General features: G+C 55.8%; 16 protein-coding genes. 5 read left to right on the top strand and 11 right to left on the bottom strand.

The features are described 5' to 3' along the window. Positions 1–7: 7 nt before the first annotated feature. The 7 genes from rfbB to trxA form a co-directional block, all read right to left on the bottom strand. Positions 8–1,084, bottom strand: coding sequence for a dTDP-glucose 4,6-dehydratase (gene rfbB / locus ACFQW4_RS17880; RefSeq protein ID WP_377726470.1), 1,077 nt, complete (start codon positions 1,082–1,084; stop codon positions 8–10). Next, positions 1,081–2,340, bottom strand: coding sequence for a UDP-N-acetyl-D-mannosamine dehydrogenase (gene wecC / locus ACFQW4_RS17885; protein ID WP_101763772.1), 1,260 nt, complete (start codon positions 2,338–2,340; stop codon positions 1,081–1,083). The genes rfbB and wecC overlap by 4 nt, the downstream gene beginning before the upstream one ends. Positions 2,341–2,342: 2 nt before the next feature. Continuing rightward, positions 2,343–3,467 carry a non-hydrolyzing UDP-N-acetylglucosamine 2-epimerase gene (gene wecB, locus ACFQW4_RS17890; protein WP_008105750.1) on the bottom strand — a complete coding sequence of 375 codons (1,125 nt, stop codon included), beginning with the start codon at positions 3,465–3,467 and terminating at the stop codon, positions 2,343–2,345. A 10-nt stretch (positions 3,468–3,477) separates the two neighbouring features. After that, on the bottom strand, positions 3,478–4,527 hold the full coding sequence (gene wzzE / locus ACFQW4_RS17895; RefSeq protein ID WP_137384901.1) for an ECA polysaccharide chain length modulation protein: 1,050 nt from the start codon (positions 4,525–4,527) through the stop codon (positions 3,478–3,480). 34 nt (positions 4,528–4,561) lie between these two features. Continuing rightward, positions 4,562–5,635 carry a UDP-N-acetylglucosamine--undecaprenyl-phosphate N-acetylglucosaminephosphotransferase gene (gene wecA, locus ACFQW4_RS17900; RefSeq protein WP_110867910.1) on the bottom strand — a complete coding sequence of 358 codons (1,074 nt, stop codon included), beginning with the start codon at positions 5,633–5,635 and terminating at the stop codon, positions 4,562–4,564. A 278-nt stretch (positions 5,636–5,913) separates the two neighbouring features. Continuing rightward, complete coding sequence (gene rho / locus ACFQW4_RS17905) at positions 5,914–7,173, bottom strand: transcription termination factor Rho (protein WP_008105744.1); 1,260 nt, start codon at positions 7,171–7,173, stop codon at positions 5,914–5,916. A 345-nt stretch (positions 7,174–7,518) separates the two neighbouring features. Beyond that, on the bottom strand, positions 7,519–7,851 hold the full coding sequence (trxA, locus tag ACFQW4_RS17910; protein ID WP_008105741.1) for a thioredoxin TrxA: 333 nt from the start codon (positions 7,849–7,851) through the stop codon (positions 7,519–7,521). A gap of 117 nt (positions 7,852–7,968) precedes the next feature. Here trxA and rhlB point away from each other — a divergent pair, with 117 nt between their 5' ends. Together rhlB and gppA are read left to right on the top strand one after the other, a co-directional pair. Continuing rightward, a complete protein-coding gene (gene rhlB, locus ACFQW4_RS17915) occupies positions 7,969–9,264 on the top strand; it encodes an ATP-dependent RNA helicase RhlB (RefSeq protein WP_110867909.1) in 1,296 nt (431 codons plus the stop codon). 7 nt (positions 9,265–9,271) lie between these two features. Beyond that, positions 9,272–10,756, top strand: a complete 1,485-nt coding sequence (gppA, locus tag ACFQW4_RS17920) for a guanosine-5'-triphosphate,3'-diphosphate diphosphatase (protein ID WP_110867908.1) — start codon at positions 9,272–9,274, stop codon at positions 10,754–10,756. 184 nt (positions 10,757–10,940) lie between these two features. Here the strand turns inward: gppA and rep are convergent, their stop codons facing one another. Then, positions 10,941–12,962, bottom strand: a complete 2,022-nt coding sequence (gene rep, locus ACFQW4_RS17925) for a DNA helicase Rep (protein ID WP_137384900.1) — start codon at positions 12,960–12,962, stop codon at positions 10,941–10,943. A 72-nt stretch (positions 12,963–13,034) separates the two neighbouring features. Here rep and ppiC point away from each other — a divergent pair, with 72 nt between their 5' ends. Further along, complete coding sequence (gene ppiC / locus ACFQW4_RS17930) at positions 13,035–13,316, top strand: peptidylprolyl isomerase PpiC (protein WP_008105734.1); 282 nt, start codon at positions 13,035–13,037, stop codon at positions 13,314–13,316. Here the strand turns inward: ppiC and ACFQW4_RS17935 are convergent, their stop codons facing one another. Next, the gene (locus ACFQW4_RS17935; protein ID WP_210081011.1) at positions 13,317–15,377 is read right to left on the bottom strand and encodes an AsmA family protein; all 2,061 of its coding nucleotides are present in this window, start codon (positions 15,375–15,377) and stop codon (positions 13,317–13,319) included. It abuts the gene before it with no gap. A gap of 61 nt (positions 15,378–15,438) precedes the next feature. Next, complete coding sequence (gene pdeH / locus ACFQW4_RS17940) at positions 15,439–16,212, bottom strand: cyclic-guanylate-specific phosphodiesterase (protein ID WP_277974357.1); 774 nt, start codon at positions 16,210–16,212, stop codon at positions 15,439–15,441. Positions 16,213–16,494: 282 nt separating this feature from the next. Between pdeH and ACFQW4_RS17945 the strand changes: the two genes are divergently transcribed. Further along, positions 16,495–17,424, top strand: coding sequence for a sugar kinase (locus ACFQW4_RS17945; protein WP_280172301.1), 930 nt, complete (start codon positions 16,495–16,497; stop codon positions 17,422–17,424). 398 nt (positions 17,425–17,822) lie between these two features. Then, complete coding sequence (locus tag ACFQW4_RS17950; RefSeq protein WP_101763782.1) at positions 17,823–18,695, top strand: alpha/beta hydrolase; 873 nt, start codon at positions 17,823–17,825, stop codon at positions 18,693–18,695. A 3-nt stretch (positions 18,696–18,698) separates the two neighbouring features. Here the strand turns inward: ACFQW4_RS17950 and ACFQW4_RS17955 are convergent, their stop codons facing one another. Further along, positions 18,699–20,207: a pitrilysin family protein gene (locus tag ACFQW4_RS17955; RefSeq protein ID WP_101763783.1), complete on the bottom strand. Its 1,509-nt coding sequence runs from the start codon at positions 20,205–20,207 to the stop codon at positions 18,699–18,701. Between the last annotated feature and the right edge of the window lie 149 nt (positions 20,208–20,356).

A 20,356-nucleotide genomic window follows, 5' to 3' on the forward strand; every position in this document is an offset into this window, starting at 1 on the left:
AGTGCGTTTAACGCGGCGTGGCTAATCCCAGACGCTCACCGCGATAGCTGCCGTTAAGAATTGCCTGCCACCATTGCGGGTTTGCCAGATACCAGTGCACGGTTTTACGAATGCCGCTCTCAAAGGTTTCCTGCGGCGTCCAACCCAGCTCACGCTCAATTTTACTGGCGTCGATGGCGTAGCGCTGGTCGTGGCCGGGACGATCGCTAACAAAGGTAATCAGGTCACGGTAGTGGCTCAGGTGCGGTGCACGCTGCTGCGGCGCCAACTCATCCAGCAGATCGCACAGCGTTTCCACCACTTCAAGATTACGTCGCTCGTTATGACCACCAATATTGTAGGTTTCCCCTACTTTGCCGCTGCTCACCACGCTATACAGCGCCCGCGCGTGATCCTCTACATATAGCCAGTCGCGTATCTGGCTGCCGTTGCCATACACTGGCAGCGGTTTGCCCGCCAGCGCATTAATGATGGTGAGTGGGATCAGCTTCTCCGGGAAATGATACGGTCCGTAATTGTTGGAGCAGTTAGTGATGATGACCGGCAAACCGTAGGTGCGCAGCCAGGCGCGCACCAGATGATCGCTGCTGGCTTTGGTCGCCGAATAGGGGCTGCTCGGCGCATACGGCGTGGTTTCGGTAAAGAAATCGTCGCTACCGTGCAGGTCACCAAACACTTCATCAGTGGAGATATGATGCAGAATGAAGCCTTTTTTGCGTTCATCTGCCATGCCATTCCAGTAATGACGCGCCGCTTCCAGCAGCTGATAGGTGCCGACAATATTGGTTTCGATGAAGGCGATAGGTCCATCGATCGAGCGGTCAACATGACTTTCTGCCGCCAGATGCATAATGCAATCCGGTTGATAGTGTGCCATGACGCGATCCAGCTCAGCGCGATGGCAAATATCCACCTGTTCGAAGGCGAAACGTGCATTCTGTTGCACCGGCGCCAGCGACGCCAGATTGCCGGCATAGCTCAGCTTATCGACCACCACCACGCGGTGTTCGGTGTTTTCAAGCAGAAAACGTACCAGCGCAGAACCGATAAATCCTGCCCCGCCGGTCACCAGAAACTGTTTCATCGCCACACGCCTTTGGTATCAACAATCCACGGCTGGGCAATCTGGGCCGCATCAATCGCGCGGAACTGTGCGTGATCAACCAGCATCACCAGAATATCCGCCTGCTGCAGCGCTACATCCGTAGCAACCAGCGTGGCTTCGTGCGCCAGACGTTGCGGAATGTCTTCCACATGCGGTTCAACCACCCAGGTTGCGCCGCTGTGCCACTCGGCAATACGATGGGCGACGCTCATCGCCGGACTTTCGCGCAGATCGTCAATATTCGGTTTGAAGGCCAGACCAAAGCAGGCAATGGTGACATCGCTGGCGCGTTTGCCGCTGGCGGTGAGGCACTCTGCTAACGCCTGCTTTACCTGATCCAGCACCCAGCCCGGTTTGGCATCATTCACTTCACGTGCGGTGCGAATCAGTCGCGCCTGTTCTGGATTCTGCGCCACGATAAACCACGGATCGACGGCGATACAGTGCCCGCCGACGCCCGGTCCGGGTTGCAGGATGTTGACGCGCGGATGGCGATTCGCGAGCGCAATCAGTTCCCACACGTTGATGCCCTGCTCGGCGCAAATCAGCGAAAGCTCATTGGCAAAGGCGATATTCACATCGCGGAAGCTGTTTTCTGTCAATTTGCACATCTCGGCGGTACGCGCATTGGTTTCCACACACGCGCCGCGCAGGAAAATGCGGTACAGCTCGCTGGCGCGTGCGGAACAGGCTGGCGTCATGCCACCAATGACGCGATCGTTTTCCAGCAGTTCAACCATCACTTTGCCGGGCAACACGCGCTCCGGGCAGTAAGCGATAAACACATCGCACGCATCACCGTGCTGCGGGAAACGCAAATCGGGACGCGCCGCCGCCAGCCATTCCGCCATTTGCTCGGTGGCGCCCACCGGCGACGTCGATTCGAGGATCACCAGATCGCCCGCTTTTAACACGGGTGCAATCGACAGCGCCGCGGCCTGCACATAGCTGAGATCCGGCTGATGGTCGCCGATAAACGGCGTGGGCACGGCGATCAGGAATGCATCGGCGGCTTCGGCCTGTGTAGTCGCACGTAGATGACCGGCACGCACGGCTTCGCGCACCACATCACCCAACTCGGGTTCCACGATATGGATATCGCCACGATTGATGGTTTCAACGGCGCGGACATTAATATCCACCCCAACGACTTTCTTTCCCTTTGAGGCAAAAACGGCCGCCGTTGGCAGCCCAATGTAGCCCAGTCCGATAACGGAAATGGTTTCAAAACGCATGGTTACACTCTGTGTTGTTTTAGGGCCTGCAAGATGCGCGCGCAGGCATGGCCATCGCCATACGGATTGTGCGCGCGACTCATTGCCTGCCAGGCTTCATCGTCCTGCAACAGCAGGCTGACTTCAGCGACAATTTTACTGATATCGGTGCCGACCAGTTTCACCGTGCCTGCGTCCACCGCTTCCGGACGCTCGGTGGTATCGCGCATCACCAGCACCGGTTTGCCTAATGACGGCGCTTCTTCCTGAATGCCACCGGAGTCGGTGAGAATCAGCCATGAGCGATTCATCAGCCAGACAAACGGCAGATACTCTTGCGGCTCAATCAGGATGATATTCTCGATGCCACTGAGAATGCGATTAACCGGCTCGCTGACGTTGGGATTGAGGTGCACGGGATAGACAATTTGCACCTGCGGATGCTGGCGCGCGATTTGCGCCAGCGCACTGCAAATGCGTTCAAAGCCGTCGCCAAAACTTTCGCGGCGATGTCCCGTAACCAGAATGAGTTTTTTGTCAGCGTCGAGGAACGGATAGCGCGCGGCGAGGCGGGCATTGAGATCGGCATCGTCCAGCACGCGATCACGCACCCACAGCAGCGCATCAATCACCGTGTTGCCCGTCACGAAAATGCGCGCATCCGGCAGATTCTCGCGCAGCAGATTTTGTCGCGAATTTTGCGTGGGCGTGAAGTGATAACTGGCGAGATGGCCGGTGAGCGTGCGATTGGCCTCTTCCGGCCACGGCGACATCAGGTTGCCGGTACGCAATCCCGCTTCTACGTGACCCACCGGAATCTGGTGATAAAACGCCGCCAGGCTGGCCGCAAACGTGGTGGTGGTATCGCCGTGCACTAACACCACATCCGGCTGGAAATCAGCGAGTACGGTTTTCATGCCCTGCAGTATGCGGCTGGTGATCTCCGTCAGCCCTTGCTCCGGGCGCATGATATTCAGATCATAATCAGGCTGCAGCTGGAACAAACGCAGCACCTGGTCGAGCATTTCACGATGTTGTGCGGTGACGCATAGGCGTGACTCGAACGCAGCATCCTGCGCCAGCGCCTGCACCAGCGGAGCCATTTTGATCGCTTCAGGACGCGTGCCAAATACCGTCAGAACTTTCACGTGGCTTCTCTTAATGGCTCGTTGCTAACGTTGAACGCGGACGACGCACCAGCGCCACTCCCGCACCGACCAGCGCGCCAATTACGCCCCACATGATCATCATAAACAGGCGGCGCGGACTATCGCGCGACACCGGCTCTTCCGGGGTGCGCAAATAGCGGTAAGTCTGGAATTGTTTATCCAGACGCGGACCGGCCTGCAGCGTACTCAGCATCGCTTTGTTTTGATCATAGCTTAAATCGTAAGCAGGCCCGCTGGCTTGCAAGGTGTCGAGTTGCGCCTGCAGCATTTGCTGACCCAGCAGGAAACGATCGCTGTCTGGCAGCGCTTCGCCGGTTGCCGGCGCGCGGTTCTCTTTAATCCCCTGCTCGCTCGCCACTTTCAGCGCCTGTTCGATGCGCTGACGTTGACGTTCAAATACCGCCTGCGCCACTTCCTGCTGGCGGTTGACCTGCGACGCCAGCTGCACGCTGCGCGCCTGCCAGGCGCCTTTCAGCTCCGCATTAAGATGACGCGCCGCACGCTCGCTGGCGTAGGCGATATATTGACGCAGCAGATTGTTAGCATCGCTGGCGGTTTCGGCCACCAGCTTAATGTTATCTAAGATATTGCGCGCCGGGTCGGCAGCGGTGAACTGAATGTTGGTGATCAGGTCGTCGAGCAGCGCCGCATCGTTGTGCGCGTTACCGCTTTTGCGGCTTTTGAAGTATTCGGTCTGCTGCCAGAAATCACGGCGCGTATCCCATGATGCCAGCTGCATGGTGAACTCCTGATAAACCTCATCCATCACGGTCGGCGCTGGCGAACTGAGATTGAGCGTATTGGTGCGCACATCCAGATTATTGAGGAATTGCTGCTGTACGAAGAAATCACCGAGCATATTGACCGTTGGACGATCGGTCACCGCCGTGGTGCTCCACGCCTGCTTCATTAACATCGATGCTAACCAGGCAACCAGCGCAAACAGCAGCGCCAGACCGATAATCCAGCGTTTACCACGCCAGAGTGTGCAGCCAAGGCCACGTATATCCAGTTCGTTCTCCACAACGACAGAGGTCATAACAAAATCCTTATCAGGGTACTTTCTGGGTAATTTATTTTTTATCTTCGCTGCTTTGCCAGCGACGTTTAATGCGACGGATTTTGCGCGCCACGCGCCATGCGTGTTTCAGGCAATAGCCATAAAGGAGGAATGCCATCATGAACAGCACCAGCATCACCCATTCCGGGATGAAAGCCAGATACTCGCCGAGCACACCAATACCCGCCAGAAGCGCGGCGGCGACGGTAATCAGCAGGAACGCCTGACGTGACGTGAATCCAGCGCGCATAATTAAATGGTGGATGTGCTGGCGGTCAGCGGAAAACGGGCTCATGCCTTTGCGCAAACGGCGATACATAATCGCCACCATATCCATCAGCGGAATCGCGATCAGCCACAGCGCGGTGACGGGCGTGATCGGATGGCTCAGGCCTTGGGTGGTTTCCAGCAGAATCCAGATGATGGTGAAACCGATCATGGTGCTGCCGGCATCGCCCATAAACACTTTGTAGCGACGGCCAATCAAGCCGAGATTAAGCAGGATATAAGGAATGGTGGCGGCGATCATCGCGAAGCACCACATGGCGAGGCTGGTCTGGCCGTCGAAATAGAGAATGATGCCCATGGCGGCGAAAGTGACGCTGGAGAGGCCGCCAAGCAGGCCATCAATCCCATCCACCATATTGAACGCGTTGATGGCGGCCCATACGGCGAATAGCGTCAATACGTAGCCAAAGGGACCGACAATTAACTCAACCGGCCCGATAATGAAGCCCAGACTGAGCAAATAGAGTTTGGCGCCGACCATCATCACGATGGCAACCGCCGCCTGCACCAGCGCACGAATTTTAACGCTGATATCGAAGCGATCGTCCAGTGCGCCAACCAGCACCAATACGCCCGCACAACTCAGATACAGCATCGCGTGCGGCAAATAATAATTTGAGATGGCAAAAGCGAAGCAGATTCCCGCGTACACGGAAATGCCGCCAACTAACGGAATGGCGCCATGGTGCCTTTTTCTGGAGTTTGGTGTGTCCACAAGCCCAATTTTTTTAGCTGCTTTGCGAGCAAAAAACAGGAACACTAAAGTAAAAAGAAAAACTAAACCAAGCTCAGTACTCATAGTGAGTAAATTCACGTTAATGCTCTCAGCTAAAATCGTGGACAACAATATGCAAAACATCCGCCATTGCCGTATATCCCTATTCCGAATTCTGCTACAGAAAAGTCTGATTGCTGAAAAAACAAACGAATCTCTGTCACAGTCAATATAAAAGCTTCCTGACTGCGCTAATCCTAATGCCCATAAATAAAAAACGCCACGTTAAGACGTGGCGTTAGCGATATTTCCTGGCATATTGTGCGAATCACCGCTTGGCTTAGCGACTCGCCGATCGCAACTTAGGAACGCTTCATCATATCGAAGAATTCGTCGTTGGTTTTCGTCATGGCCAGTTTGTTGATGAGGAACTCCATCGCGTCGATTTCACCCATTGGATGGATGATTTTGCGCAGAATCCACATCTTCTGCAGCTCTTCCTGCGTAGTGAGCAGCTCTTCTTTACGGGTACCGGAACGATTGTAGTCAATCGCTGGGAATACACGCTTCTCGGCGATTTTGCGCGAGAGGTGCAATTCCATGTTACCTGTACCTTTAAACTCTTCGTAAATCACTTCGTCCATCTTCGAACCGGTATCAACCAGCGCGGTCGCGATGATGGTCAGGCTGCCGCCCTCTTCCACGTTACGTGCCGCACCGAAGAAACGCTTCGGACGATGCAGGGCGTTAGCATCCACACCACCGGTCAGCACTTTACCTGATGCTGGAACCACGGTGTTGTAGGCACGCGCCAGACGCGTGATGGAGTCAAGCAGGATGATCACATCTTTCTTGTGCTCAACCAGGCGCTTGGCCTTCTCGATCACCATCTCAGCAACCTGCACGTGACGTGACGCTGGCTCATCAAAGGTCGAAGCGATCACTTCACCTTTAACCAGACGCTGCATCTCGGTCACTTCTTCCGGACGTTCGTCAATCAGCAGCACCATCAGCAGGCAATCTGGATAGTTGTAGGCGATGCTCTGCGCGATGTTCTGCAGCAGCATGGTTTTACCCGCTTTCGGCGGCGCCACAATCAGACCACGTTGACCACGACCAATCGGAGAAGCCAGATCCAGCACGCGTGCGGTCAGATCTTCAGTCGAGCCATTACCGCGTTCCATACGCATACGCTTGCTGGCGTGCAACGGCGTAAGGTTTTCGAACAGAATCTTGTTACGCGCGTTTTCCGGCTTGTCATAGTTAACTTCATTAACTTTCAACAGCGCAAAGTAGCGTTCACCCTCTTTTGGCGGGCGAATCTTGCCAGAAATGGTGTCACCAGTGCGGAGGTTGAAGCGGCGGATTTGGCTGGGAGAGACGTAGATATCATCGGGACCGGCGAGGTAGGAACTATCTCCAGAACGGAGGAAACCAAATCCGTCCTGCAATATCTCCAGCACACCATCACCAAAGATGTCTTCGCCGCTTTTTGCGTGCTGTTTCAGGATAGAGAAAATAATATCCTGCTTGCGCATACGCGCCTGGTTTTCCAGCCCCATATTTTCGCCGAGGGTAATCAGCTCAGAAACCGGCGTATTCTTTAATTCGGTAAGATTCATAGTGATGGGTTCTTAAACTCGGGGTAATTCTCGAAATGATTGTCGTGAGTGGTATGGCAAAAATTCCATGCCTGTTAATGGCTCTTTTTCAACTCAGCTCGACGATTATCGTCAGATGTGGCGATAGGAAACGAGGAGACAGTCGAAAGATGATGCCGAATGTGCTAGTCATCAGATTGCCAAACCACGATAACGTTCATTGCGAGTAGGGTCTGACAAGGGAAAACTTAGATGCAAACTACAAGGTAAGAGCGTAATGCAGTGAAATTAACTTAACACGCTTAAAGTGAGACGTCCAGCAGTGGCGAAAAAATTCACCACTGCCGAACAAACACCGCGCCGGGCTTAGGCCAGGTTGGCGTTCAGGAACTCTTTCAACTGTCCTTTAGACAGTGCGCCAACCTTGGTTGCCGCCACTTCACCGTTCTTGAACAGCAGTAGAGTTGGAATACCGCGGATGCCATATTTTGGCGCTGTACCCGGGTTGTCATCAATATTCAACTTAGCGATGGTAAGTTTACCTTCGTACTCTTCTGCGACTTCGTCGAGAATTGGGGCGATCATTTTGCAAGGACCACACCATTCAGCCCAGAAATCTACCAGAGTGACACCGTCTGCTTTCAGTACGTCTGTGTCGAAACTGTCATCGGTCAAGTGAACGATCTTATCGCTGCTCATGTTTAACTCCAAAAGATTGCGCCTGGCGAATTGGCGGAAATGATACCAACGTAGGTTGACTTTATTTCATCGGATACGCTTTCGTAAAGCGCTAGTAAGCTGATATTCTACCACACTATGAGCAAAACACACTTAACTGAACAGAAGTTTTCCGACTTCGCCCTGCACCCTCAGGTGGTAGAAGCCCTTGATACCAAAGGCTTTTCTAACTGCACGCCTATCCAGGCGCTCGCATTGCCTTTTACGCTTTCAGGGCGTGATGTTGCGGGTCAGGCGCAAACCGGTACCGGCAAAACGATGGCGTTCCTGACGTCAACGTTTCATTATCTTCTTTCTCATCCTGCCGCAGAAGGTCGCCAGATCAATCAGCCACGTGCGCTGATCATGGCCCCGACGCGTGAGCTCGCCGTACAAATTCATGCCGATGCAGAACCGTTAGCCAAGGTCACTGGCTTAAAGCTGGGCCTGGCTTATGGTGGCGACGGCTACGATAAACAGCTGAAAGTGCTGGCTGATGGTGTCGATATTCTGGTGGGCACCACCGGACGTCTGATCGACTACGCCAAGCAGAACCATGTCAACCTGGGCGCGATTCAGGTTGTTGTGCTGGATGAAGCCGATCGCATGTTCGATCTCGGTTTTATTAAAGACATTCGTTGGCTGTTCCGCCGCATGCCGCCGGCCACCCAACGCCTGAGTATGCTGTTCTCTGCAACCTTGTCTTACCGCGTGCGTGAACTGGCGTTTGAGCACATGAACAACGCCGAATACGTGGAAGTGGAACCCGAGCAGAAAACCGGCCACCGTATTAAAGAAGAGCTTTTCTACCCTTCAAATGAAGAGAAAATGCGCTTGCTGCAGACGCTGGTAGAAGAAGAGTGGCCAGATCGCGCCATTATCTTTGCGAACACCAAGCACCGCTGTGAAGACATTTGGGGCCATCTGGCTGCCGATGGTCATCGCGTGGGTCTGCTGACGGGTGATGTGGCGCAGAAAAAACGTCTGCGTATCCTCGATGACTTCACCAAAGGCGATGTGGATATCCTGGTTGCCACCGACGTCGCGGCACGGGGTTTGCACATTCCTGCCGTCACGCATGTGTTCAACTACGATCTGCCTGACGATCGCGAAGACTACGTTCACCGTATCGGTCGTACTGGCCGCGCGGGTGCCAGCGGTCACTCCATCAGCCTGGCGTGCGAAGAGTACGCGCTGAACCTGCCGGCAATCGAAGAGTATATTGGTCACGGTATTCCGGTCAGCAAGTACAACAGCGATGCGCTGATGAGCGAACTGCCACCGCCGAAACGTCTGCAACGCAGCCGCTCGGGTAACGGCCCACGCCGTGGCGGGAACAACAGTAACCGTCGGAGCGGCGCGCCGCGCAATAGCAACCGTAAACGTTCGGGTTAAGCACACCATGCTAAGCGCATCGTCACTTTATGCAGCGATTGATTTAGGTTCTAACAGCTTTCATATGTTGGTGGTGCGCGAGGTGTCTGGCAGCATTCAGACCGTCGCGCGGATAAAGCGCAAAGTGCGTCTGGCGGCTGGCCTCGACAAAGCGAATCACCTCTCCGCTGAGGCGATGCAACGCGGCTGGCAGTGCCTGAGGTTGTTCTCCGAACAGCTGCAGGATATTCCTCCGGAACAAATCCGCGTGGTGGCAACCGCCACGCTGCGCCTTGCCGAAAATGCGCAGGATTTCCTAACAACGGCTGAACACATTCTTGGCTGCGCGGTGAATGTCATCAGCGGCGAAGAGGAAGCACGCCTGATTTATCAGGGCGTAGCGCATACCACCGGCGGTTCCGATCAGCGTTTAGTGGTCGATATCGGCGGTGGCAGCACCGAACTGGTGACTGGCGAAGGTTCACATGCCACCACGCTGTTCAGCTTGTCGATGGGTTGCGTAACCTGGCTTGAACGCTACTTCAGCGACCGTCATCTGGCCAAAGAGAATTTCGAGCAGGCCGAACTGGCCGCGCGCGAGATGATCCGTCCGGTGGCCGCTGCGCTGCGCGAAAAAGGCTGGCAAATCTGCGTCGGAGCGTCGGGCACCGTACAAGCGTTGCAGGAAATTATGATGGCGCAGGGCATGGATGAGCGCATCACCCTAAGCAAACTGCAACAGCTGAAACAGCGCGCGATTCAGTGCGGCAAGTTGGAAGAGCTGGAAATTGAAGGATTGACGCTGGAGCGCGCCTTAGTGTTCCCGAGCGGTTTATCGATTCTCATCGCTATCTTCCAGGAACTCAGCATTGAAGGCATGACGCTAGCCGGCGGCGCACTGCGCGAAGGTTTAGTGTATGGCATGCTGCATCTGCCGGTGGATCGTGATATCCGCAGCCGCACATTGCAGAACGTGCAGCGTCGTTTTGCCATTGATATTGACCAGGCCGGTCGCGTACGTCAGTTGGCGGAGAGTTTCTTCCGTCAGGTGAGCAGCAGTTGGAAGCTGGATAACCGATGTCGCGATCTACTCCTTAGCGCCTGTTCTATCCACGAAATTGGCCTGAGCGTCGATTTCCGCCAGGCACCGCAACACGCCGCTTACCTGATTCGTCATCTCGATCTTCCTGGCTTCACTCCCGCGCAGAAAAAAATGCTGGCTTGCCTGCTGCAGAACCAAAGCGGCAGCATCGATTTAGCCTTGCTGACCCAGCAAAACGCCGTACCGCCGCGCATGGCGGAGCGTTTAAGTCGTTTGCTACGCTTAGCGATTATCTTCTCAAGTCGTCGTCGCGATGACACTTTGCCTGCCGTGCGTTTACAGGCGGATGATGATGCACTGCATTTGACGTTGCCGGCCGGCTGGCGCGAAGCGCATCCGCTGCGTTCTGAGCTGTTAGAGCAGGAGAGTCATTATCAGTCCTACGTGCACTGGTTACTGACGATTTCCTGATTGGGATTGCGCTGGCTGTCCCCCATCCCGACCTTCCCCCGCCCGCGGGGGAAGGAGATGCTGCCACAGGCTGCTTCAACACTTACATTTTGCAGCATCTTCCTCCCCCATTCATGGGGGAGGACCGAGGAGGGGGACTACGGGCACGGACCGAGGAGGGGGACTGCGAGCACGGACCGGGAACTCAACCCTTCTTCGCATTCTCCAGCATCGCTCTCAATCCAGCGACGCGCGTCTGTCCGGTCTTCACGCGCTCTTCTGCGCTCACCACTTTTTTCTCGCGTTCCCACACCACATCGTCCTGCGGCAACTCCAGCAGGAAGCGACTCGGTTCCGGGCGCATCAGCTCGCCGTACTGGCGGCGTTCACGGCACAACGTAAAGGTCAGCTCTTTCTGCGCTCGCGTAATCCCCACGTAAGCCAGACGCCGCTCTTCCTCGATGTTGTTCTCATCGATACTGCTCTGGTGCGGCAATAATCCCTCTTCCATGCCAACCAGATAGACATACGGGAACTCCAGCCCTTTTGAGGCGTGCAACGTCATCAGCTGCACCTGATCGAGCTCCTCGTCGCTTTCACCGCGCTCCATCATGTCGCGCAGCGTAAAGCGCGTCACCACCTGCGCCAGCGTCATCGGTTCGTTCAGCTCATCGCCTTCCAGCATCTCAGTCATCCACTGGAACAGCAGATTAACGTTCTTCATGCGCATCTCAGCGGCTTTCGGGCTGGGCGAGGTTTCAAACAGCCAGCTTTCGTAGTCGATGCCGCGAATCAGATCACGCACCGCATTCACCGGCTCGCGTTCGGTCAGCTGGACGATTTCACTCAGCCAGTGCGTAAAGCGCTGCAGATGCTCCAGTCCGCGCCCGCTCAGCGTTTGCTCCAGCCCCATATCGAAGCTGGCGTTATACAGGCTTTTATTGCGCAGGTTGGCCCATTCGCCCAGCTTCTGCAGCGTTGCCGGACCAATCTCACGGCGCGGCGTATTCACGATACGCAGAAACGCGCTGTCATCTTCCTGATTGGTCAGCACGCGCAGATAAGCCAGCAAATCTTTGATTTCCGGGCGTGAGAAGAACGACGTACCGCCCGAAATACGATACGGAATACGGTTCTGCATCAGTTGCTTCTCGAACACGCGCGACTGATGATTGCCGCGATAGAGAATGGCGTAATCTTTATAGGCGGTTTTGTTGATGAAGTGATGCGCGATCAATTCGCCCGCCACGCGTTCCGCTTCGTGGTCTTCGTTATTCGCGCTCAGCACCTTCAGCTCGCTGCCCTGCCCCAACTCTGAGAACAGGCGCTTCTCAAATACGTGCGGATTGTTGGCGATGAGGATGTTGGCCGATTTCAGGATGCGCTGCGTCGAGCGATAATTTTGCTCCAGCTTCACCACTTCCAGCGCCGGGAAATCCTGCTGCAGCAGCACCAGGTTTTGCGGACGCGCGCCACGCCATGAGTAAATCGACTGATCGTCATCGCCCACTACGGTAAAGCGCGCGCGCGCACCCACCAGCAGCTTCACCAGCTCATATTGGCTGGTATTAGTGTCCTGATACTCATCCACCAGCAGATAGCGGATGCGCTGCTGCCAGCGTTCGCGCACTTCCTGATTGCGCTGCAGCAGCAGCGTGGGCAGCGCGATTAAGTCGTCGAAATCCAGCACGTTGCAGGATTTCAGGTGTTGGTCATACAGCTGATAACAGTGAGCAAAAATCTGGTCACGCTGCGATTGCGCCAAACCCGCTGCGCCCTGCGGATCGACCAGATCGTTCTTCCAGTTGGAGATGGTGGAAATCAGCTGCTGTAACAGCGTCTTGTCCTCTTCCAGCCACTGTTTGGTCAGGTCTTTAAGCAAGGCCAGCTGATCCTGATCGTCGAACAGCGAGAAGCTGGCTTTCATTCCCAGCGCCTTGTATTCGCGTTTAATGATCTCCAGTCCCAGCGTATGAAAGGTAGAAATCATCAGGCCGCGTGCCTCTTTACGCCCCAACGTCTGCGCCACGCGCTCTTTCATCTCGCGCGAGGCTTTATTGGTAAAGGTTACGGCGGCGATATGGCGCGCCTGATAGCCACATTCGCGGATCAGGTGGGCGATTTTGTTGGTGATCACGCGGGTTTTACCCGAGCCAGCACCGGCCAGCACCAGACAAGGACCGGTGACAAATTCGACAGCTCGTTGTTGGCCGGGGTTTAAACGCATAACGGAATTCGCTCAGTTGAATCAAAAGAAAGGAGGTTATAATGGCCGGATTATACACATTAGGACTTCATCATGGCGAAAACCGCGGCGGCTTTACATATCCTCGTGAAAGAGGAAGCGCAGGCCAAATCCCTGCTGGCGCAACTTGAGAAAGGGGCGAACTTCCAGCAGCTGGCAAAGAAACACTCTACCTGCCCATCCGGACGCAACGGCGGTGATTTGGGTGAGTTCCGTAAAGGACAAATGGTACCGGCATTTGATAAGGCGGTCTTCTCCTGTCCGCTGCTACAGCCTTACGGACCGGTGAAAACCGCCTTTGGTTACCACATCATCAAAGTGCTGTGGCGTAACTGATCACTTCTGATTCTTCATCTGCTGCAGCACATTACTGCACTGATTGTCGTCAGTATCGCTAGGGGAAATCAGTGCGATCAACGCGGCGGCGGGAGCAACCACCGCCCCGAGCGCCACCGCTGCGGCACCGCGTGCAATCAGCGGTCCGGCTTTCACCCCCGCATCCGGATTTTTAAAGGTGCCGCGCACATACAGCGGCGAACGCAGCGTGATGATGCGAATCCCTTTACTCTCCGGATTGATCGACAAGTCCATGCGTTCATTCGCGAAGTTGACGTTGCCCGTCACGTTGATCACCGCATTCTCGGTATCCAGCAGGAACAGTTTCGGCGTCGCTAAGCCTTGACGAATATTCATATCGGTCGCCGCGCAGTTGATCTTCACTTCATCATCGCCGAACAGCTTACCCACCACATAGTTACCGACGTTCAGTCCGGCAATCTCCATCAGGCTACGGCTGATCAGGCCATCATTCATCAGTAGCTTCAGTTCGCCATTGCTGGTGCCGAGCAGATCCGCCACCGAATTGCCGGTGCCGCTCAGCGAGGCATCGCCGTTGAGCTGGCCCAAACTGTTCTGCATCGCCGTAACATCCGGGAACAGCTGACGCAGACGCAGCTTACGCGCGTGCAAATCGGCACGTCCGCGCATCGGGCTGCGGTCGCCCTCCAGATGAATGGTGGAGTTGATGCTGCCGCCGGCCATACCGAAGCGCAGCGGATCGAGCAACAGGTCGCCGTTTTTCAGCTGCAGATGCGTATAGAGATCGCTGAGCGGCAGCTTGCTGCTGTGTTCAATGCGTTTGCCGCTGAACTTCACATCCGCATCCATCACGTCCCAGCTCTTGGTATCAAACTTGTCGTGTGGCAACACGCGATCGGCGGGCTGCGATGAGGCTTCGCCGCGCTGCGCTTTGGCCTGCTGCGTTTTCTCGCTGCCTTTGCCGGAGTTGACGCCAATCAGCGGCCCCAAATCTTCCATCCGCAATTGGTTCGAGGTCAATTCACCGGTCAGCGTTGGACGCGGTTTGCCCTGACGATAGGTGAGCGAGCCGTGAATATCGCTGTCGCCGATGTGGCCGTTAAACTTCTCGTAGCGGAATAACGGCCCTTTCGCCTCATTGAAACGCGCAATCAAATGGCCGTCGGTTTCATAGGGCGGCGTATCGGGCAGCAACACGCCGGTCAGGCCATACAGATTGGCCAGCGTATCGCCCGCGAAGCGCAGACGCACATCGAGTCCGCCTAGATTGAGCGGATCCTGCAAGGTACCGTCAATACGTACACGCGTGGTGCCATTACGCACATCCACCTGCAGCGGGAACGGCGTGGTTTTACTGCGCAGCGATAGCATGCCGCCAATTTTGCCGTCGCCATCCAGCTTCTGATTGTTGTAGGTGCCGTTCGCCTGCCAGCCAAAGACAAAATCACCCGCGCCTTTCTGCTGATCGTCACCGCCCGCCACTTGGGCGTAGGGCACCGGTTTGCCCAGCGGATTGATGGTCACTGTGACATCGGCTTTATTGACGGCGTCGCGATAGCGCACTTGTCCCTGATCGAACAGGATGTTGTCGAGGCGGAAGGACCAGGCAGAAGGCGCGGCGTTAGCATCGCTGTTCTGGCTGCTGGCGAGATCAAAGGTCCAGTTATTCTTCTTATCTGCGGTTTGCACCAGCCGCGCATCCGGCTTTTGCATCTTGATCCACGGCAGGTAGATCTGCTGATGCAGCAGCGACAGCGGTGCAATGGTGGCTTCAACCCGCTGCAGATGCACCATGGTGACATCAGGAATAGAGGGCGGATTGCCGAGCATCACATCATCGGCATGCACCTGCGGCCACGGCACCCAACTGCGCCAGCCAGGTTCTTCACGGTTGCGAACCCAGGCCACGCCGAGATCGCCGCGAATCGCGAAAGGTCGGTTCAGTTCGGCTGAAACTTTTTGATTAATCGTTGGTTTCAAGCGGTTCCAGTCAAAGGTGGCGATGAGCACCACAATCACTACAACCAATAACAAAAAAATCCCGAACACCCAGCTCAGGATCTTTCGAGTACGTGACATATTGCTTCCTCCTTGCCCTTCCACGTCTGACTAAGGATAGTCGAGACGCCGTGGAACGGGATCAGGGAAGCTCAAGAGCCATACGTTCCAGCTCGCTAAACGGCACCGGGCGCGAGAAGAAGTAGCCCTGCGCCGCCATCGCTGGCGAGCTACGCACCTGTTGCCACTCCTCTTCGGTTTCCACGCCTTCAACGATGACGCCGTTGCAATAACGGTTAATCAACGCCAGCAGCATCGAGAACATCGAGCGGCCTTCATCGCTGGCGCGCAGCAGCATAAACAGCTCGCGCGAGAGTTTGATGTAGTCGTAACGCAGTTCGGTCAGCGCGGAGAAGTTCGCCATGCCAGAGCCAAAATCATCCAGCCACAGCGGCCCGAGTTCCGGCATCTTCGCCACCATCTCTTCCTGCGGCAGCGCATGATGCTCCGTTAGCTCGAAGCGCACCCACGGCAGCTGCGCAATCAGCGTGCGAATCGACTCATGCTTCTCAATCTCCATCAACGTTGGACCGTCGATATTAACCGACGCCACCAGCTGACGCTGATTGAAAAACGTTGACCATGTTATCAGCAGCTCGAGTTGTTCCTGGACGACACCAAGCCGCTGCGCGATAGTCAGTGCTTCAAAATAGTCTTCGGGCGACAGCCTTTTTTCTGGCGCGGAGGGATGGGTAACCGCCGTCAGTAATTCAATAGCCAGCATGCGGCCTGAGACCTGGTAAATCGGCTGGAAAGTATAGAATCGTTGGCACTGCTGCCAGAAGAGACGCGTTTCCTGTTGTTGCTCCAATTCATTTGAAACAGGCAGCCGATGACTCAAATTCTTCATCACCATGGTTTTTTCCTGGTTGGTGTTGAGTGCCTGCAAATAGCATCTCAGCGGCAAGTATCGGCGATCGCCGGGATAACTTTATCAATCTCGTTAGTCCCATGAAGAGTTGAGTGTAACAGCGTGCTTCGCACTTAATCGGCAAAACAAAACGCGCTTTGGCCGCTAAATCACCGTGGCGCAGGCGGTTTGCTGCCTTAAGTTAAATCAAAACATCGTTTTAAAAACCATTGACGACTGCCATACCAGACGCGAGACTAAGGCAGAATTCACTACAGGCTGAAGACCATGACGCAGAAGAAAATCGCCATTATTGGCGAATGCATGATTGAACTGTCCGAGAAAGGTGAGAACATCAAACGCGGTTTTGGCGGCGATACGCTGAACACGGCGGTGTATCTGGCGCGTCAGTCAGATAAACAGCTGCGTGTCGATTATGTCACCGCACTCGGCACCGACAGTTTCAGTGACCAGATGATCGCCGCCTGGCAGCAGGAAAAGGTCGAAACCGCGCTGGTTCAGCGCCTCGATAATAAAATGCCGGGTTTGTACTTCATCGAAACCGACGACCACGGCGAGCGGACCTTCTGGTACTGGCGCAACGACGCCGCCGCCCGTTTCTGGCTGGACAGCGCGCAAGCGGACGCGATTTGCCAGCAGCTGGCGCACTATGATTATCTCTATTTGAGCGGCATCAGCCTGGCGATTCTGCCTGCGGCCAGTCGCGAAAAACTGATGACGCTGCTCAGCGCCTGTCGTCAGAACGGTGGCAAGGTGATTTTCGATAACAACTATCGTCCGCGTCTGTGGGCCGATAAAGCCAGCGCTCAGCAGGCGTATGCCGAGATGCTGCGTCATACCGACATGGCATTTCTGACGCTCGACGACGAAGATTTGCTGTGGGGCGAGCAGCCGCTGGATGCGGTGATTGCTCGCACACGCGCTGCGGGCGTGCAGGAAATTGCCATCAAACGCGGTGCGGACTCCTGTCTGGTGGCGGTTGGCGATGAGCCGCTGCGCGAGGTCGCCGCCATCAAGCTGGCGAAAGAGAAAGTGATCGATACCACCGCGGCTGGCGACTCCTTCAGCGCTGGTTATCTGGCGGTGCGTTTAGCCGGAGGAAGCGCCGAAGATGCCGCCGCACGCGGTCATCTCACCGCCAGCACGGTGATCCAGTATCGCGGGGCGATTATCCCGCTCAGCGCGATGCCGAAATGACTTAACCACCTGCACCAACCGTAGCGGCGCAATTGATTGCGCGATGAATCGCGCCGCTACAAATCTCTGCGCCATTCATTACCTGTGCTAACCAACCCGCCCGCGCAGTTTGCCTTAACGCAGCATTTTTCCCTGCCAATTTCCGCTAACGACCTGACTCATCCACTTCTGTAACAAAAACGGTATTACTTCTTCACTCGCGCTAATCAGATCGATTTAAATTCAATGTGTTATGGCAGGAAATCTGGCCGCCAGGCATAGTCCGAAACTGGCGAAATCGGCGGTTTTCGGCTGGACGCCAGCAGCAAAAAAGACCATGTTTTAATCAACAACAGCAGGACGCTGTTACTCCGGCCGCGAAAAAAATAACGACAACATGACTCGCTCAGGACTGACTTATGCACACAGAAATCATCAATATCTGGCCACACGGTGATGCGCCAGGCGCGAGCGATTCGCGCGCTCAGCCGCAGATCGTCGATCTCGCCAAAGAGTATGAACCTTATGACCGCGCCGCCACCGGCGTGCGCTGCCCGGAAATTGCCATCTGGCATCCGGAAACCTCGAACGGCATCACGCTGCTGGTCGCGCCGGGCGGCGGTTATCAGCGGGTCTTGATCGACCGCGAAGGCAGCGCGCTCGCCACCTTCTTCACGTCAATGGGCTACACGCTGGCGGTGATGACCTATCGCCTGCCGTATGACGGTCACCACGAAGGTCCAGACGCGCCGCTGGCCGATGCGCAGCGTGCGGTGCGCGTGCTGCGTGAACGTGCGCAGCGCGGGCTGAACGGCAAATATATCGTGATGATGGGCTTCTCGGCGGGCGGACACGTTGCCGCCAGCCTCGGCACCCGCTTTGGCGAGAAACTCTATCCGGTGCAGGACCAAGCCGACAGCTTCACACCGCGCCCGGATGCGATGGTACTGCTCTATCCGGTGATCAGCATGCGTGAAGGTCTGGCGCATGAAGGTGCACGCACCCGCTTGCTCGGCGCATGGCCGGATCAGAAGATGGTTGATGCTTATTCGCTGGAGACGCGCGTGCACGCACACACGCCACCGACGCTGCTGATTCACGCGTCCGATGATGAATCGGTTTCGGTGAACAACAGCATGGTGTTCTTCAGCGCGCTGCGTGAGCACAAAGTGCCGGTGGAGATTCACTTCTACCAGAAAGGCGGCCACGGATTTGGTATCCGTGGCGTGGCAGATTTACCGCTCGCCAGTTGGCCGATGCTGGTAACCGAGTGGCTACGTGCTAAGACCTAATGTTCAGGATGATGGCGCGGTCTGATCCGCCGCGCCTGCGCTGTTATCCGGTTTCACTTCTTCCGGACTCGCGGGTACCGCTGGCGGTTCGGGTAGCTTCATCACTTTATCCCAGCTTTCCTGCAGCATCTTCACGTTGGTCTCGGCTTCACCCTGCGGCTGAATCAGCACCATGGTCAGCTCCTGCGACAGTTGCTGGCGCAGTTCCTGATTTAGCTGATCGCGCGTCATCTCGCTGAGGAAGGTTTGACGCAGCTTCTGATACTGCTCAGGCGCAATGTCCACCACCGCGTTTTGCTGCGAGCGCAGACGCTGGCCCATCAGAATATCGGTGTCGGTACGGGCGTATGTGGCAAACAGCTTATTGAGCTCCAGCAGCTTCTGCGCCATCAGCGCATCAAACTCTTCCTGCGGTAACCCTTTGTCGCGCACCGCCGCCAGCTCTTTCGCTACCTGATTCATATTCTGCGGCAAAGAGGCATTCGGGCTGTCCATGTTGATCGAGCACTGCGCACGTTGATAGAGCACGCGGCAATCGAAGCCAACCTGCACGCTTTGCGCTTTGCTGTCAGCCAGCGCGCGCTGCACATGCCAGAACAGCGCTTCACGCGCTAAATCGCTCTGCCAGTAGCGCTGCAAATTTTGCGAATCACGAATCGGCTGCCATGCGGTGTCCCACACCAGCGACAGGCGATCCTGATTCATGCCGCCATTCACCAGATTCACCGGCTGATGCGGCAGCGGTGACAGCGTCGGTAGCGCGGCAGGTGCGACACGCTTACCTTTCAGCGGCGCAAAAGCTTTGTTGATCTGCTCCGCCATGCTGCGGCTATCGACGTTACCTACCACGTACAGCGTCATGCCGTCGGGCGTGTACCACTGCTGATAGAAGCTGTTGAGCTGTGCGATATCCACCGGCGCGCGCGGTTGCTCGCCGGGATCGTGCGCCAGCATCGCCGAGCCTTTCAGGCGATAGCGCCACCACACATCCTGCGTATTGGCAGGCCAGGTGGCAATCGGATCGGTCGCCATTAATGCGGTAGAAACCACCTGCTCATTAATCGTCATTTTCCCGGCGGTCGCCGCCAGCCAGCTGAGCGCTTCTTTCAGCAAATCAGGGCGGTTGTTCGGCAAGCTCAGGTTGTATTGGGTGTAATCGTACGACGAAATAGCGGGTGGCAGCGGACGTTGCGGATCCATGGCTTGCTGCCACAGCGCACGTTGCTGATTGGTGTCCAGCGTGGCGTTATGCACCATCGCTAAACGCGGTAAAAGATGGCTATAGCCGGTTTGTTGCGCACTCTCCACCAGCGAACCGGTGTTAACAATCAGGCGCAGCTCAATACGATCGCTTGGACGTTGTGGTGTGGTTAGCAGCTGCCAGCTAAAACCATTGTCCAGTTTGCCTTCCTGCCAGGCGGGATCGGGTTGGAGCGTCTCGGCGTGCACGCCAAAACCGGACGCTGCCAGTAGCAATCCGCCAACCAAAAGCCGAATTCTGGTGCCCTGCATGTGAACCCCTACTCAAACAGATCAACGCTCGTTAGCGCGGCATGTTCGGTCACATCTGGGGTGACCGGCGCGGCATTGTGCCGCCACGTTTATTTAATAACAGACTCTTTGACCACGAGAAGGTCAGGATGTCGCGCAACGAGGCAAAA

Source organism: Pantoea sp. GCM10028869, from assembly GCF_042666835.1.
In the GTDB taxonomy this organism is placed as follows: Bacteria; Pseudomonadota; Gammaproteobacteria; order Enterobacterales; family Enterobacteriaceae; genus Pantoea; species Pantoea leporis.